Below are 13,890 nucleotides of genomic sequence, written 5' to 3'. Positions count from 1 at the left end.
AATCAGGTCACTTTGAGGTGTTGCTGATGGCCTTTCGCGGATAAATCCGCTCCTACGCCTGTAGGAGCGGATTTATCCGCGATGAAGGCGACGCGGTATCAGAGCTGGTCGAAGTCGAGCACCACCTTGTCGCTCACCGGGTAGGTCTGGCACGACAGCACATACCCGGCCGCCACTTCGTAGTCCTCCAGGGCATGGTTGCTGTCCATCTCCACTTCGCCCTCGATCACCCGGCATTTGCAGGTCGAGCACACGCCGGCCTTGCACGAGTAGGGCAGTTCGGCGCCGATGCCATTGCCGGCATCCAGCACGTTCTGGGTATTGCGCGGCAGGTCGAAGCTCAGTGCCCGGCCATCGCTGATCACGGTGACATGGCTGAGCGCCGAGTCCACCTGGCGTGCGGCCTCGCGGGCTTCACGGCGGGCTTCGTTGCCGGCGGCAGCGAACAGCTCGAAGTGAATGCGCTCCTTGGCCAGGCCGTTGGCCTGCAGGCTGTCGCGCACGGTTTCGGTCATCGCCTGCGGGCCGCAGATGAACGCGGCGTCGAGGCTGGGCACGTCCATCCAGCGCGAGAACAGCTGGCCGCACTTGTCGGCATCGATGCGGCCGTTGTACAGGTCGACATCCTGCTGCTCGCGGCTGAACACGAAAATCAGGTTGAGGCGGTCGAGGTAACGGTTCTTCAGGTCTTCGAGCTTGTCGCGGAACAGCGCCCCAGAACTGGAGCGGTTGCCGTACAGCAGGGTGAAGCGGCTGTGTGGCTCGCTGGCCAGGGTGGTGGCGATGATCGACAGGATCGGCGTGATGCCACTGCCAGCGGCCACGGCCAGGTAGTTGCCCTGGCGCGCCGGGTCCAGCGGCACGAAGAAGCTGCCCGAGGGCGGCATCACTTCCAGTTGCTGGCCGGCCTTGAGCACTTCGTTGGCAAAGGCCGAAAAACGCCCGCCGGGCACGCGCTTGACGGCCACCCGCAGCTCGCCGTCCTGCACGGCGCTGCAGATGGAGTAGGAGCGGCGGACCTCTTCGTTGTCCAGCTGGGTGCGCATCACCAGGTACTGGCCCTGGGTGAAGCGGAAGGCCGCTTGCAGGTGCGCCGGTACGTCGAAGGTGATCGACACCGCATCACGGGTTTCGTTACGCACTTGCTTGATGGTCAGGCTGTGAAACTGGCTCATGGTGGTCTCCACGGCTCAAATGCATTTGAAGTAGTCGAACGGCTCCAGGCACTCGCGGCAGCGGTACAGCGCCTTGCAGGCCGTGGAGCCGAACTGGCTGAGCAATTCGGTGTGGTGGCTGCCGCATTGCGGGCAGCACACCTCGGGGGCCTCGCCGAGCAGGCTGCGCTTGCTGGCGCTGCCGTGCGGCGGGGCGATGCCATAGGCACGCAAGCGTTCGCGGCCCAGTGCGCTGATCCAGTCGGTGCTCCAGGCCGGGGTCAGCCTGCGCTCCAGGTCCGGCGCAGCGAACCCGGCCTGCTCCAGCGCCTGGCGAATATCACCCTCGATCACCTCGGTGGCCGGGCAGCCGGAGTAGGTCGGCGTGACCACAAGGTGCAGGTGGCCGGCACGCCAGTCGAGGTCGCGCACGATCCCCAGGTCGACCACGCTGACCACGGGCACTTCCGGGTCCATCACCTGGCCCAGGACCTCCCAGGCCCGGGCCAGGTCGTCGCCGCGCGGCGCACGGGCGCCGCGGTCGCCGGCAATCAGCTCACCAGGTTGCATCGGGGTAGGCCCTTGGCAGGAACTGCATCTCGGCCAGCAGCAGCCCCAGGTGCTCGGTGTGCAGGCCCTGGCGACCGTTCAGGTAGAAGTGGCTGGCGGCCTTGGGCAGCGGCAGCTCGACCGATTCGAAGGTCGCGCTCACCTGCTTCAGCCAGGCCGCACCGACTGCAGCCGGGTCTGCGGCAATGCCGGCCTGTGCCAGTTGCACCTCGTTGTCGCTGCCGGCGCTGAGTTCGAGGGTGAAGCGCCACACGGCGGGGATCGCTTCCAGCATGCGCCGGCGGCTTTCATCGGTGCCGCCACCCAGGCGCTGTACCCATTCGGCGGAGCGGCGCAGGTGATAGGTGACTTCTTTCAAGGCCTTGGCGGCAATGCCGGCGATACGTTCATCGTTCGACTCGGCCAGGCCCCGCAGCACGGCATGGTGCCAGGCGTCGTACAGGAACTGTTTGGTCATGGTCACGGCGAAGTCGCCATTGGGTTGTTCGACCAGCAGCAGGTTGCGGAATGCGCGCTCGTCGCGGCGAAACGCCAGGGCATCGGCGTCGCGGCCGTCCTCCAGCAGCTCGGAGGCGTACTCCAGCCAGTTGCGCGCCTGGCCCACCAGGTCGAGGCCGACGTTCATCAGTGCCAGTTCTTCTTCCAGTGCCGGCGCGTGGCCGCACCATTCGCACAGGCGCTGGCCCTGGATCAGGGCGCTGTCGCCGAGCAGCAGCAAATACGGGATCAGATCGTGCTTGTGCATGGCCAACCTCACATGTGCCCGACTTCGTCGGGCAGTTCGTAGAAGCTGGCGTGGCGGTAGACCTTGTCGTCCGAAGGCGCGAACAGCGGGTCTTTCTCGTCAGGCGAGGAGGCGGTGATCAGTGCCGACGGCACCACCCACAAGCTCACGCCTTCGCTGCGGCGGGTGTACAGCTCGCGGGCGTTTTCGATGGCCATCGCGGCGTCGGCGGCATGCACGCTGCCGACATGCTTGTGGTTAAGGCCGTGCTTGCTGCGCACGAACACTTCGTAGAGGGTCCAGACAGACATTTTCGATCTCCGCATCAATCGCCGCTCAGGCGGCGTTCTTGTTCTGTTGCTTGCGTGCATAGGCCACGGCCGCTTCGCGTACCCAGGCGCCATCCTCGATGGCCTTGCGCCGGGTGGCCACGCGTTCCTGGTTGCACGGGCCGTTGCCCTTGATCACTTCGTAGAATTCGTCCCACTGGATCTCGCCGAAGTCGTAGTGGCCGCGCTCGGCGTTCCACTTCAGGTGCGGGTCAGGGGCGGTGCAGCCGAGCAGTTCGAGCTGGGGCACGGTCTGGTCGATGAAGCGCTGGCGCAGCTCGTCGTTGGTCTGGCGCTTGATCTTCCAGGCCATCGACTGGGCACTGTTGGGTGAATGCTCGTCGCTGGGGCCGAACATCATCAGTGCCGGCCACCAGAGGCGGTTGATGGCGTCCTGGACCATGTCCTTCTGCGCCTGGGTACCCTCGCGCATCATGGTCAGTAGCAGCTCATACCCCTGGCGCTGGTGGAAGCTCTCTTCCTTGCAGATACGGATCATGGCGCGGGAGTAGGGGCCGTAGGAGGTGCGCTGCAGCACCACCTGGTTGACGATGGCGGCGCCATCGACCAGCCAGCCCACGGCGCCCATGTCGGCCCAGCTCAGGGTCGGGTAGTTGAAGATGCTCGAATACTTGGCCTTGCCGCTGTGCAGCTTGGCGATTTCTTCGTCGCGGTCGGCGCCGAGGGTTTCCATGGCGCTGTACAGGTACAGGCCGTGGCCGGCTTCGTCCTGGATCTTGGCCATCAGCTGCAGCTTGCGCTTGAGGCTGGGGGCACGGGTGACCCAGTTGCCTTCGGGCAGCATGCCGACGATTTCCGAATGGGCGTGCTGGGAGATCTGCCGGATCAGGGTCTGGCGGTAGGCCTCGGGCATCCAGTTCTTGGCTTCGATCTTGATTTCGGCGTCGATCTTTTCCTGGAAGTTGCGCTCTTCGGGCGACATCTCTTCCAGCGACTTGACGCGCTTGACTCCGGTTTCCACTAGCTGTGCGTACATGTTCCGACTCCTGCTAAGGCATGAGTCATTTGTAAGCGATACAAAACGCAACGTCAAACAGTTTTATGTGTATCAAATAAGATTTGTGTATCGCTTTGGGGTTCGCCGTTGGATTTTTAGCGCCTATCAGATCGAGCGCCGCCCGCGCGGCGCATCGCAGGCAAGCCTGCTCCTACATCTGTTTCGGGCCAATATTTCCTGCATCCATTGGCGCGCGCTCCCTTGTTTGTACGACGCGATACTGAGTCATGCACCAAGGGTACGCGCGCCAATGGCACAGGCTTTACTGGCCCGAAACAGATGTAGGAGCAGGCTTGCCTGCGATGCGCCGCGCGGGCGGCGCTCGATCTCACAGGCGCCACACCTCTCAAGGCGTACAAAAAAAAGCCCCGGACGATGCCGGGGCCGAAAAGGCAGCCGATGACTCAGCTGGCCAACCGTTTGTCGAACACGTGACACGCCTTGCCCTCGGACCGCTTGAGCGTGCCGCAAGGCTGCAGAAGCACCTGGGTGCTGATACCGATATAGGTCTTGATCTGCTTGCTCAGCTCCCCGATCACCAGCTTGCGCTGCGACTCATCGAGGTGCTGGCATTCCGCACGCAATTCCACATGCACCTCGACACTGTCCAGGTTGCCATTACGATACAGATAAATCTCATAAAGCTCAGAAAGCTGTTTTATTTTCAGCACCTGCTCTTCGATCTGCGTCGGGAACACGTTCACCCCGCGAATGATCAGCATGTCGTCACTGCGCCCGGTGATCTTGCCAATGCGCCGCATCGGCCGCGCCGTGCCCGGCAGCAGACGGGTGAGGTCGCGGGTGCGGTAGCGCACCATCGGCAGCGCCTCCTTGCTCAGCGAGGTGAACACCAGTTCGCCCAGTTGCCCGTCCGGCAGCACCGCGCCGGTCACCGGGTCGATGATCTCGGGGTAGAAGTGGTCTTCCCAGATGGTCGGGCCATCCTTGGTCTCGATGCACTCCATGGCCACACCCGGGCCCATGATTTCCGACAGGCCATAGATATCCAGGGCGTCGATGCCCAGGCGCTGCTCGATGGAGCGGCGCAACTCGTCGGTCCACGGCTCGGCGCCAAAGATGCCCAGGCGCAGCTTCAGGTCATGGGGGTCGATGCCCTGGCGCTCGATCTCGTCGGCGAGGTTGAGCATGTAGGAAGGCGTGACCATGATGATGTCGGGCTGGAAGTCGCGGATCAGCTGCACCTGCTTCTCGGTCTGGCCGCCGGACATGGGGATCACCGTGCAGCCCAGGCGCTCGGCGCCGTAGTGGGCCCCGAGGCCGCCGGTGAACAGGCCATAGCCATAGGACACATGCACCTTGTCGCCCTTGCGCCCGCCCGCGGCACGGATCGAACGGGCAACCACGTTGGCCCAGGTGTCAATGTCGTTCTGGGTGTAACCGACTACGGTCGGCTTGCCGGTAGTGCCACTGGAGGCGTGCAGGCGCACCACCTCTTCCTGAGGCACGGCGAACATGCCATAGGGGTAGTTGTCGCGCAGGTCGTTCTTGCCGGTGAAGGGGAACTTCGCCAGGTCGTCGAGGGATTTCAGGTCATCAGGGTGGGCGCCGGACTCGTCAAAGCGCTTCCGGTACAGCGGCACATTGTCGTAGGCGTGCTTGAGGCTCCAGCGCAGCCGCTCCAGCTGGTGCTGGCGCAGGGCGTCGATACTGGCGGTTTCCATCGGGTCCAGCAGGGCACGATCGGCATCATGGTACATGTTCATGGCTTCACTCGAATTGTTCTTGTACGTCGGCCGCCTGTCAGGGAAAGCGGCTTATCGTGAGTGTCATGGACGCAGCATAACCGGCGGCGTCGCGTTCGGTAACAAGCCTTTGGTCAGAGGCGCTCGATGACCATGGCAATGCCTTGGCCGACGCCGATGCACATGGTGCAGAGGGCATAGCGGCCGCTGGTTTGCTCAAGCTGGTGCAGGGCAGTGGTGACCAGCCGCGCACCGCTCATGCCGAGCGGGTGGCCCAGGGCGATGGCGCCGCCATTGGGGTTGACCCGTGGGTCGTCGTCGGCCAGGCCCAGTTCGCGCAGCACGGCCAGGCCTTGGGCGGCGAAGGCTTCGTTGAGCTCGATGACGTCCATGTCGGCCAGGGACAGGCCGGTCAGCTCCAACACCTTGCGGGTTGCCGGTACCGGGCCGATGCCCATGATGCGTGGCTCGACGCCGGCGACGGCCATGCCGACGATACGCCCGCGGGCCTTGAGACCGTGGCGCTGGGCAGCCGCGCTGCTGGCCAGCAGCAGGGCACAGGCGCCGTCGTTGACGCCGGAAGCATTGCCCGCCGTGACGCTGCCGCCCTGGCGGAACGGCGTGCCCAGCTTCGCCAGCTGCGCCAGGGTGGTATCGGCACGCGGGTGCTCGTCTTGCTCGACACGGATGGCCGGGCCTTTGCGCTGGGCGATTTCGACCGGGACGATTTCCATTGCCAGGCGGCCATTGGCCTGGGCCGCTGCCGCTTTGTGCTGGCTGCGCAAGGCAAAGGCGTCCTGGTCGGCACGGGAAATGCCAAACTGCTCAGCGACGTTCTCTGCCGTATCCGGCATCGAGTCGATGCCGTACTCGGCCTTCATCAGTTTATTGACGAAACGCCAGCCGATGGTGGTGTCGAACAGCTCGGCGCTGCGGCCGAACGCTTGCTCCGACTTGCCCATGACGAATGGTGCGCGCGACATCGACTCGACGCCGCCGGCCAGCATCAGCCCGGCCTCGCCACAGCGCAGGGCGCGGGCGGCATTGCCGATGGCGTCCAGGCCCGAGCCGCACAGGCGGTTGATGGTGCTGCCCGGCACACTGATCGGCAGCCCGGCCAGCAGGCCGGCCATGCGCGCAACGTTGCGGTTGTCTTCACCGGCCTGGTTGGCGCAGCCGAGGATCACGTCGTCGATGGCTTGCCAGTCCAGCGCCGGGTGGCGCGCGATCAGAGCCTTGATCGGCACGGCGGCCAGGTCGTCGGCACGGACGCTGCTCAATGCGCCGCCGTAACGGCCAATGGGGGTGCGCACGGCATCGATGATCAGGGCATCGAGGGGCTTGGCTTCAATCATCTTGGGTCTCCTGCGCGAGCACGGTGCCGCGCACTTGGTAGGATTTGCCGCGGAACAGGGCGATCAGCTCGCCGCGCTGGTTTTCGATGCGCACGTCATACACGCCGGTACGGCCTTTACGGCTGAGCTCGATGGCCGAAGCGACGAGCAGGTCACCTGGCAGTGCTGCGGCGATGTAGTCGATGCTGCAGCCCTGGGCGACCGTGGCCTTGTCCTGGCTGTTGCAGGCAAAGGCGAAGGCCGAGTCGGCCAGGGCGAACAGGAAGCCGCCGTGGCAGGTGCCATGGCCCTGCAGCATGTCGGCGCGCACCGGCATACTCAGGCGCGCCCGGCCCGGGCCAATGTCGAGCAGGGTAATGCCCAGGCCTTGTGTGGCCTGGTCGCGGGAGTACATGGCGTCGGCACAGGCCTGGGCCAGCTCATCGGGATTACGCGGCAGGTCAGTCATGCAGGTTGGCTCCTTGTTCGGCGCTGCGGCGCAGCAGCAGGGAAGGCCGGTAGCGGCTCTCGCCGTAACTGGCTTGCAGGTTTTCCAGCACCCGCAGGGTGTAACCGACGCCAAGCTGCTCGGCCCAGGCCAACGGGCCACGGGGGTAATTGACCCCGGCACACATGGCCAGGTCGATGTCAGCGGCGCTACCAACCCCCTGCAGCACCGCATCGGCCGCTTCGTTGGCGAGCATCGCCACGGTGCGCAGTACCACCAGGCCGGGCAGGTCGGCGATGCCGGTCACGTTCAGGCCGGCGCGCTGCAGCAGCGCCACCGCCTGGTCACGTGCCTCGGCCGTGGTGTCGGCCGACCAGCTGATGGCGATGCGTGTGGCGGCCTGGTAGTCCAGCGCGAGGTCGACCAGTACCAGGTTGCGCAGGCCCTCTTCACGGGCACGCTGGCTGGCCAGGCGGCCGTCGGACAGGGCCAGGGTGGCGTCACCGATGCGCAGCAGGCCGTTACCCGCCCGCTCGGTGATCGCCAGGCCGCGGTCACGCAAGCGTGCTACCAGCGGTTGCAGGGCGCCCAGGTGGCCTTCGACGACGCAGCATTCGGTGCTTGCCCGGCTGTGCAACTGCGCGACCGGTGGGCGTTCGACGCCCTCGGCGTAGCGATAGAAACCTTGGCCACTCTTGCGTCCCAGGCGCCCGGCATCCACCAGCTCTTTCTGCACCAGCGAGGGCTGGAAGCGGAAGTCGCCATAAAAGGCCTCGAATACCGAGCAGGTAACGGCGTAGTTGACGTCGTGGCCGATCAGGTCGGTCAGCTCGAACGCGCCCATGCGAAAACCGCCGGCATCACGCAGCAGGGCATCCAGCGTCGCGCAATCGGCAGCGCCTTCCTGCAACAGCCGCAGGCTTTCGGCATAGAACGGCCGGGCCACGCGGTTGACGATGAAACCTGGGGTAGAGCGCGTATGCACGGGCTTCTTGCCCCAGGCCTTGGCGGTGTCATAGAGCGTGCTGGCGATGCCCGGCGCGGTCGCCAGGCCGGACACGATCTCCACCAGCGCCATCAGCGGCGCCGGGTTGAAGAAGTGCATGCCGACCACCTGTTGCGGCCGCTGCAGGCCGGCCGCGAGGCTGGTGATCGACAGCGACGAGGTGTTGCTGGCGAGGATGCAGTCCGCGGCACACAGGCCTTCCAGCTGCTGCAGCAGTTGCTGCTTGACCTGCAGGTTCTCGACGATGGCCTCGATTACCAGGCGGGCGTCGGCCAGGGTTTCGATCGCCTCTACCGGCTGCAGGCGTGCGCTGATGGCTTCACGTGCTTGTGGCTGCAGCTTGCCTTTTTCCACCAGGCGCCCGAGCTGGCGATCGATGCCGACGACCGCCTGGGCAGCAGCGCCCGGGCGGTTGTCATAGAGTTTTACCGGATGACCGGCCTGGGCGGCGACCTGGGCAATACCTGCCCCCATGGCACCGGCGCCGATGACCGCCACCAGGGCGTTGCTGTTGAGTGCGCTCATGGTCAGCGGCCCTTGAATGCAGGCGTGCGCTTGTTCATGAAGGCGCTCACACCTTCACGGTAATCCTCGCTGCGCCCGGCCAGCCTCTGCAGGTCGCGCTCAAGCTCCAGCTGCTGGTCGAAACCGTTGTCGAAGCTGGCGTTGAGGCTGCGTTTGATCAGGGCCAGGCCGTAAGTCGGCTGGCTGGCCAGGTGGCGGGCGAGGGCAAGGGCCTCGTCGCGCAGCTCGGCATCGTCCACCACGCGGTGGATCAAGCCCCAACGCTCGGCCTGCTCCGCGCTCAGGCGCTCGCCGAGCATGGCCAGTGCCTTGGCCCGTGCCATGCCGACCAGCCGTGGCAGCAGCCAGGTACCGCCGGAATCCGGCACCAGGCCGATCTTGCAGAAGGCCTGGATGAAGCTGGCTGAACGGGCGGCCAGCACCAGGTCGCAGGCCAGCGGGATGTTGGCACCGGCACCGGCAGCCACGCCATTGACGGCGCAGATGACCGGCAGCGGCAGGTCGCGCAGGGTACGTACCAGCGGGTTGTAGAACCTGTCGATGGACTCGCCCAGGTCGGGCATGGCCGCGCCTGGCGCGACGTTGCGGTCGGACAGGTCCTGGCCGGCGCAGAAGCCGCGGCCTTCACCGGTCAGCAGCAGGACCCGGGCCTCGCTGCTCTGGCGCACCTGCTTTAGGGCTTCGCGCACTTCCAGGTGCATCTGCGTGTTGAAGCTGTTCAGCTGCTCGGGGCGGTTCAGCGCGAGGAAGGCCACGCCGTCCTCGATGGAAAACACAATGTGCTCGAAAGTCATGACGGACTCGCTCGATCAGTCGATGGGAAGTGGGCGGCTCAGCAGCCTTTGAACTGCGCCGGGCGTTTTTCCTGGAAGGCGCGGATGCCTTCGTCACGGTCGGCGGTGCCGGCCAGCACGGTGAAGGCATGGCGCTCGAAGCGCAGGCCGCTGGCCAGGTCGCTGTCGCCGGCCTTGAGCAGTGCTTCCTTGGCCAGGCGCACGGCCAGTGGTGCCTTGGCGGCGATGCTGCTGGCGACCTTGAGCGCACGCTCCACGACCAGTTCAGGTTGGGTGATTTCGCTAACCAGGCCGGCCTGCAAGGCATGGCGGGCAGTGATGGCCTCACCGGTCAGGACCATCTGCATGGCCAGCGGCTTGCCCACCGCACGCAGCAGGCGCTGGGTGCCTCCGGCCCCCGGCATGATGCCGAGGTTGATCTCGGGCTGGCCGAAGCGGGCGTCTTCGCCGGCGATCACGATGTCGGCGCACATCACCAGCTCGCAGCCGCCACCCAAGGCATAGCCGTTTACCGCGGCGATCAAGGGTTTGGAAAACGCCGCGATGCGTTGCCAGTGGGCGACACGGGGATCATCGAGAATGCCGACCAGGTCGCGCTCGGCCATCTCGCGGATGTCGGCGCCAGCGGCAAAGGCCTTGCGGCTGCCAGTGATGACCACAGCGCGGGTAGCGGGGTCGGTATCTGCATCGGCGAGGGCGGCGGCGAGCTCCGCCAGCAACTCGGTGCACAGGGCATTGAGCGCCTCCGGGCGCTGCAGGGTGAGCAGGCGAACGCCGTGTTCAGGGGCCTGCACATCGATGAAACGAGGCATGTCGGGGTCCTCAGGCTGCTCGCACGGCACTTCGGGAGGCCGGCATTTATTGGAATTGTCTGCAGGGGCGGCGGGGGCCTGCCCAGGTGCAATCAGTATAAGCACCATGTGATACACCAATGCAATAGCAATTGTGTTTTTGTGTATCTCGTTTTATGTTGATCGTAACAGTGCGATGACTCAATGCCAGAGTTAATAAGGCTTATGCGCGGTTAGAAGGCGCATACGGTTGCGATACACAAAATGTATTGTCATAGAAATTAATGGAGCAAAGATATGCCTTGCTATCGACTCGACGGCCTGACCCCGGTGGTCGACCCCACTGCTTATGTGCACCCGAGTGCCGTGCTGATTGGTGATGTCATCGTCGGCCCGCGCTGCTACGTTGGCCCGCTGGCGTCCCTGCGCGGCGACTTCGGGCGCATCGTCCTGGAAGAAGGCGCGAACCTGCAGGACACCTGCGTCATGCATGGTTTCCCGGGCGCTGACACGGTGATCGAGCGCAATGGCCATGTTGGCCACGGCGCCGTGCTGCATGGCTGCCGCGTGGGCGAGGACGCCCTGATCGGCATGAATGCCGTGGTCATGGACGGTGCGCACATCGCGCCACGCTGCATCGTTGGCGCCACGGCGTTTGTCAAAGCAGGCTTCGCGTGCGCCGAACAGAGCCTGGTGATGGGCGCGCCGGCCCAGGTCAAGCGCCCGCTGACCGAGCAGGAACTGAGCTGGAAGCAGCGCGGTACTGCCGAGTACCAGCACTTGAGCCAGCGCTGCATGGCGACGATGGTGGAGTGCCCGCCGCTGGCCCGGGCCGAAGCACAGCGCCCGCGCATGGGTGACGGTGGCTTCAGGCCCAAAGGCGAGGCGGGCGCATGAACCTGGCGGCGTCGCGCCATGGTCAGGCGACCCGTCGCACAGGTATAGTCGGTGCTTTCAATGCGCGCAGTTCGTCCATGAGCAACCTCGTTCCGCTGAACAACCTGATCACCCGCTTTCAGGAGCAGACCCCGATCCGCGCCAGCTCGCTGATCATCACCCTCTACGGTGATGCCATCGAGCCCCACGGTGGTACGGTCTGGCTGGGCAGCCTGATCAACCTGCTGGAGCCGATCGGCATCAACGAGCGGCTGATCCGCACCTCGATCTTCCGCCTGACCAAGGAAGACTGGCTGACCGCCGAGAAGGTGGGGCGGCGCAGTTACTACAGCCTGACCGGCACCGGGCGGCGGCGTTTCGAAAAGGCCTTCAAGCGCGTGTACAGCCCGAACCAACCGGCCTGGGACGGTGCCTGGACGCTGGTGCTGCTGTCTCAGCTTGACGCCGGCAAGCGCAAGGCCGTGCGCGAAGAGCTGGAATGGCAAGGCTTCGGTGCCATGGCGCCGAACCTGCTGGGCTGCCCGCGGGCCGATCGCAGCGACCTGGCCGCCACCTTGCGCGAGCTGGAGGCCAGCGACGACAGCATCGTCTTCGAAACCCATACCCAGGAAGTGCTGGCCTCCCGGGCCATGCGCGCCCAGGTGCGGGAAAGCTGGCGCATCGACGAGCTGGGCCAGCAGTACAGCGAGTTCATCCAGTTGTTCCGGCCGTTGTGGCAGAGCCTGAAAGAGCAGGACGAGCTCGATGCCCAGGATTGCTTCCTGGCGCGGACCTTGCTGATCCACGAATACCGCCGCTTGCTGTTACGCGATCCGCAACTGCCAGACGAGCTGCTGCCCGGCGACTGGGAGGGCCGTGCCGCTCGCCAGCTGTGCCGCAACCTGTATCGCCTGGTCTGTGCCAAGGCGGAAACCTGGCTCAACAGCGCCCTGGAAACGGCCGATGGGCCACTTCCTGATGTCAACGAAAACTTCTATAAGCGCTTTGGTGGCCTGGCCTGACCCTGGGCAGCTCAGCTGCGCCGTGCCAGCTTGTGCGCCATGAACTGGTGGGCGGGGGAAAACAGCCGGCTGAAGGTCAGCAGCACGGCACACACGGTGCCCAGTGCTGACGCCGCGGCAATCAGGAACATGATCACGATCTGGTAACGCACGGCGTCCCCAGGCGCCTGCCCAGCCAGTATCTGGCCGGTCATCATGCCCGGCAGGCTGACAATACCCACCACCGACATCTGGTTCAGTGTCGGCATCATGCCGGCCTTCAGTGCCTGGCTGGCTGCGGCGCGCGCCGCCTCCCAGCGCGTGCCACCCAGTGACAGGATCATGTCCACCACCGGCCGCTGGGCACTCAGCTCACGGGTCATGCGGTCGATCCCCAGGGCTACGGCGGTCAGGGTATTGCCCAGGATCATGCCCAGAATGGGAATGGCGTACTGGGGTTCGTACCAGGGGCGTACGCGCAGCACCACGAACAAGCCGATAGCCGTGACCAGCCAGGCACTCAGCCCGACCGAGATCACGCTGTCGGCCAACAGCCCACGATGGCGATGCTGGCCCCTGCCAGCCGATGAGAAACCGGCAATCAGGGTCATGCTCAGCATCAGCGGCAGCACGATGTACCACTGGGCATGCTGGAACACCCAGCCGAGGATGTAGCCGATGGCCAGCAGCTGGGTGATGGTGCGCAGCGACGCCCAGAGCAGCTGGCGCTCCAGTTGCAGCTTCAGCAGTAGCGACAGTAGGCCGTTGACCAGGATCAGCGCGGCGGCAATCGCCACGTCGGTGTAGGCGAGGTTGTGGTAGTTCATTTCAACAAGGCGCCTTGGTGCATCGTCAAGGTGCGCGTACTGATGCGCCGGGCTTGAGCGTGATCGTGGGTGATCCACAGGAAAGCGCGAGCTGTGGGTGATTCGTCGAGCCAGTTCATGACCAGCGCTTCTACGGCGGCCACTGCTTGTGGGTCGAGCGCCGAGGTCGGTTCGTCGAGCAACAACACCTGTGGCGCCAGCAACAGGGCCCGTACCAGCGCGACCAGCTGTGCCTCGCCGCCGGACAGGTCGGCGCCGGCCTTGTCGAGAAAGCTGTGCGGCTTGCCGGCCAGCGCCAGCAGGCGCGCCGCCGTGGCCGCATCGAAGGGGTACTGACGGTTGTGCTTGAGCGTGAAGGGCAGCCGCACGTTGTCCATGACACTGCCCTCCACCAGCGCGGCACGTTGGGTCAGGTAGCAGGCGCGGGAGCGAAAATGCGGTATGCGTGACGGCGGCACCGGCTCGCCAAGCCACAGGACTTCGCCTGAACTGGGCGCGTCCAGCAGGGCCAGGGCCCGCAGCAAGACACTTTTACCCGAACCCGACGCTCCGATGAGCGCTGTGCGTTCGCCAGCGCGCAGTGAAAAGTCGGTTGGCGCCAGCAAGGTGGCCTGGCGTTGCAGATCGACACGGCCCAGCTGCCTGGCCTCGAGCAAGACCGCTTCGGCGTGAGAGTTCTGCGGGCCTTTCAATGGTGGGGTTCCTTGACGCCGAGTGGAAATCGACATTTTAAGCAGTCCAGACATGAGCTCAGGTTTTTTTGACGGAACTTTCACTTTGAATGGCTTAA

At 65.1% G+C, this 13,890-nt stretch carries 15 protein-coding genes; 2 read left to right on the top strand and 13 right to left on the bottom strand.

What is annotated here, in order from left to right; all coding sequences use genetic code 11:
- Positions 1-98: 98 nt before the first annotated feature.
- From paaE to paaF, 11 genes are all read right to left on the bottom strand, one after another.
- Positions 99-1,175: a 1,2-phenylacetyl-CoA epoxidase subunit PaaE gene (paaE, locus tag ACIPZ8_RS25945; RefSeq protein WP_400729450.1), complete on the bottom strand. Its 1,077-nt coding sequence runs from the start codon at positions 1,173-1,175 to the stop codon at positions 99-101.
- A gap of 15 nt (positions 1,176-1,190) precedes the next feature.
- Positions 1,191-1,724 (bottom strand): 1,2-phenylacetyl-CoA epoxidase subunit PaaD, encoded by a 534-nt coding sequence (gene paaD / locus ACIPZ8_RS25940; protein WP_400729447.1) that lies wholly within the window; start codon positions 1,722-1,724, stop codon positions 1,191-1,193.
- Positions 1,711-2,469, bottom strand: a complete 759-nt coding sequence (gene paaC, locus ACIPZ8_RS25935) for a 1,2-phenylacetyl-CoA epoxidase subunit PaaC (protein ID WP_400729445.1) — start codon at positions 2,467-2,469, stop codon at positions 1,711-1,713. Before paaC ends, paaD begins: the two co-directional genes overlap by 14 nt.
- Before the next feature lie 8 nt (positions 2,470-2,477).
- Positions 2,478-2,759 carry a 1,2-phenylacetyl-CoA epoxidase subunit PaaB gene (gene paaB, locus ACIPZ8_RS25930; protein WP_004374528.1) on the bottom strand — a complete coding sequence of 94 codons (282 nt, stop codon included), beginning with the start codon at positions 2,757-2,759 and terminating at the stop codon, positions 2,478-2,480.
- A 25-nt stretch (positions 2,760-2,784) separates the two neighbouring features.
- Positions 2,785-3,774, bottom strand: coding sequence for a 1,2-phenylacetyl-CoA epoxidase subunit PaaA (gene paaA / locus ACIPZ8_RS25925; RefSeq protein ID WP_110637633.1), 990 nt, complete (start codon positions 3,772-3,774; stop codon positions 2,785-2,787).
- Positions 3,775-4,199: 425 nt separating this feature from the next.
- Positions 4,200-5,519 (bottom strand): phenylacetate--CoA ligase PaaK, encoded by a 1,320-nt coding sequence (paaK, locus tag ACIPZ8_RS25920; protein WP_400729443.1) that lies wholly within the window; start codon positions 5,517-5,519, stop codon positions 4,200-4,202.
- Between the two features lie 113 nt (positions 5,520-5,632).
- On the bottom strand, positions 5,633-6,853 hold the full coding sequence (pcaF, locus tag ACIPZ8_RS25915) for a 3-oxoadipyl-CoA thiolase (protein WP_400729441.1): 1,221 nt from the start codon (positions 6,851-6,853) through the stop codon (positions 5,633-5,635).
- The gene (gene paaI / locus ACIPZ8_RS25910) at positions 6,846-7,301 is read right to left on the bottom strand and encodes a hydroxyphenylacetyl-CoA thioesterase PaaI (RefSeq protein ID WP_400729439.1); all 456 of its coding nucleotides are present in this window, start codon (positions 7,299-7,301) and stop codon (positions 6,846-6,848) included. Before paaI ends, pcaF begins: the two co-directional genes overlap by 8 nt.
- Positions 7,294-8,811 (bottom strand): 3-hydroxyacyl-CoA dehydrogenase PaaH, encoded by a 1,518-nt coding sequence (gene paaH, locus ACIPZ8_RS25905; RefSeq protein ID WP_400729437.1) that lies wholly within the window; start codon positions 8,809-8,811, stop codon positions 7,294-7,296. The genes paaI and paaH overlap by 8 nt, the downstream gene beginning before the upstream one ends.
- Before the next feature lie 2 nt (positions 8,812-8,813).
- Positions 8,814-9,605, bottom strand: a complete 792-nt coding sequence (gene paaG / locus ACIPZ8_RS25900; RefSeq protein WP_400729435.1) for a 2-(1,2-epoxy-1,2-dihydrophenyl)acetyl-CoA isomerase PaaG — start codon at positions 9,603-9,605, stop codon at positions 8,814-8,816.
- Positions 9,606-9,643: 38 nt separating this feature from the next.
- Positions 9,644-10,417, bottom strand: a complete 774-nt coding sequence (paaF, locus tag ACIPZ8_RS25895; protein ID WP_400729433.1) for a 2,3-dehydroadipyl-CoA hydratase PaaF — start codon at positions 10,415-10,417, stop codon at positions 9,644-9,646.
- A 276-nt stretch (positions 10,418-10,693) separates the two neighbouring features.
- Here paaF and paaY point away from each other — a divergent pair, with 276 nt between their 5' ends.
- A complete protein-coding gene (paaY, locus tag ACIPZ8_RS25890; RefSeq protein ID WP_400729432.1) occupies positions 10,694-11,293 on the top strand; it encodes a phenylacetic acid degradation protein PaaY in 600 nt (199 codons plus the stop codon).
- Between the two features lie 77 nt (positions 11,294-11,370).
- The gene (paaX, locus tag ACIPZ8_RS25885; RefSeq protein ID WP_400729431.1) at positions 11,371-12,294 is read left to right on the top strand and encodes a phenylacetic acid degradation operon negative regulatory protein PaaX; all 924 of its coding nucleotides are present in this window, start codon (positions 11,371-11,373) and stop codon (positions 12,292-12,294) included.
- A gap of 11 nt (positions 12,295-12,305) precedes the next feature.
- On the opposite strand, the gene ACIPZ8_RS25880 is transcribed toward paaX, so the two are convergent.
- Entirely contained in the window at positions 12,306-13,100 is a 795-nt protein-coding gene (locus ACIPZ8_RS25880) for an ABC transporter permease (RefSeq protein WP_400729429.1), read from the bottom strand.
- Positions 13,097-13,792, bottom strand: a complete 696-nt coding sequence (locus ACIPZ8_RS25875) for an ATP-binding cassette domain-containing protein (RefSeq protein WP_400729427.1) — start codon at positions 13,790-13,792, stop codon at positions 13,097-13,099. Before ACIPZ8_RS25875 ends, ACIPZ8_RS25880 begins: the two co-directional genes overlap by 4 nt.
- Positions 13,793-13,890 lie beyond the last annotated feature (98 nt).

Source organism: Pseudomonas sp. NPDC089422 (assembly GCF_044749405.1).
Classification (GTDB): Bacteria; Pseudomonadota; Gammaproteobacteria; order Pseudomonadales; family Pseudomonadaceae; genus Aquipseudomonas.
The sequence above is the reverse complement of the archived record's forward strand: the minus strand, read 5'-3'. Positions and strand labels throughout refer to the sequence as shown.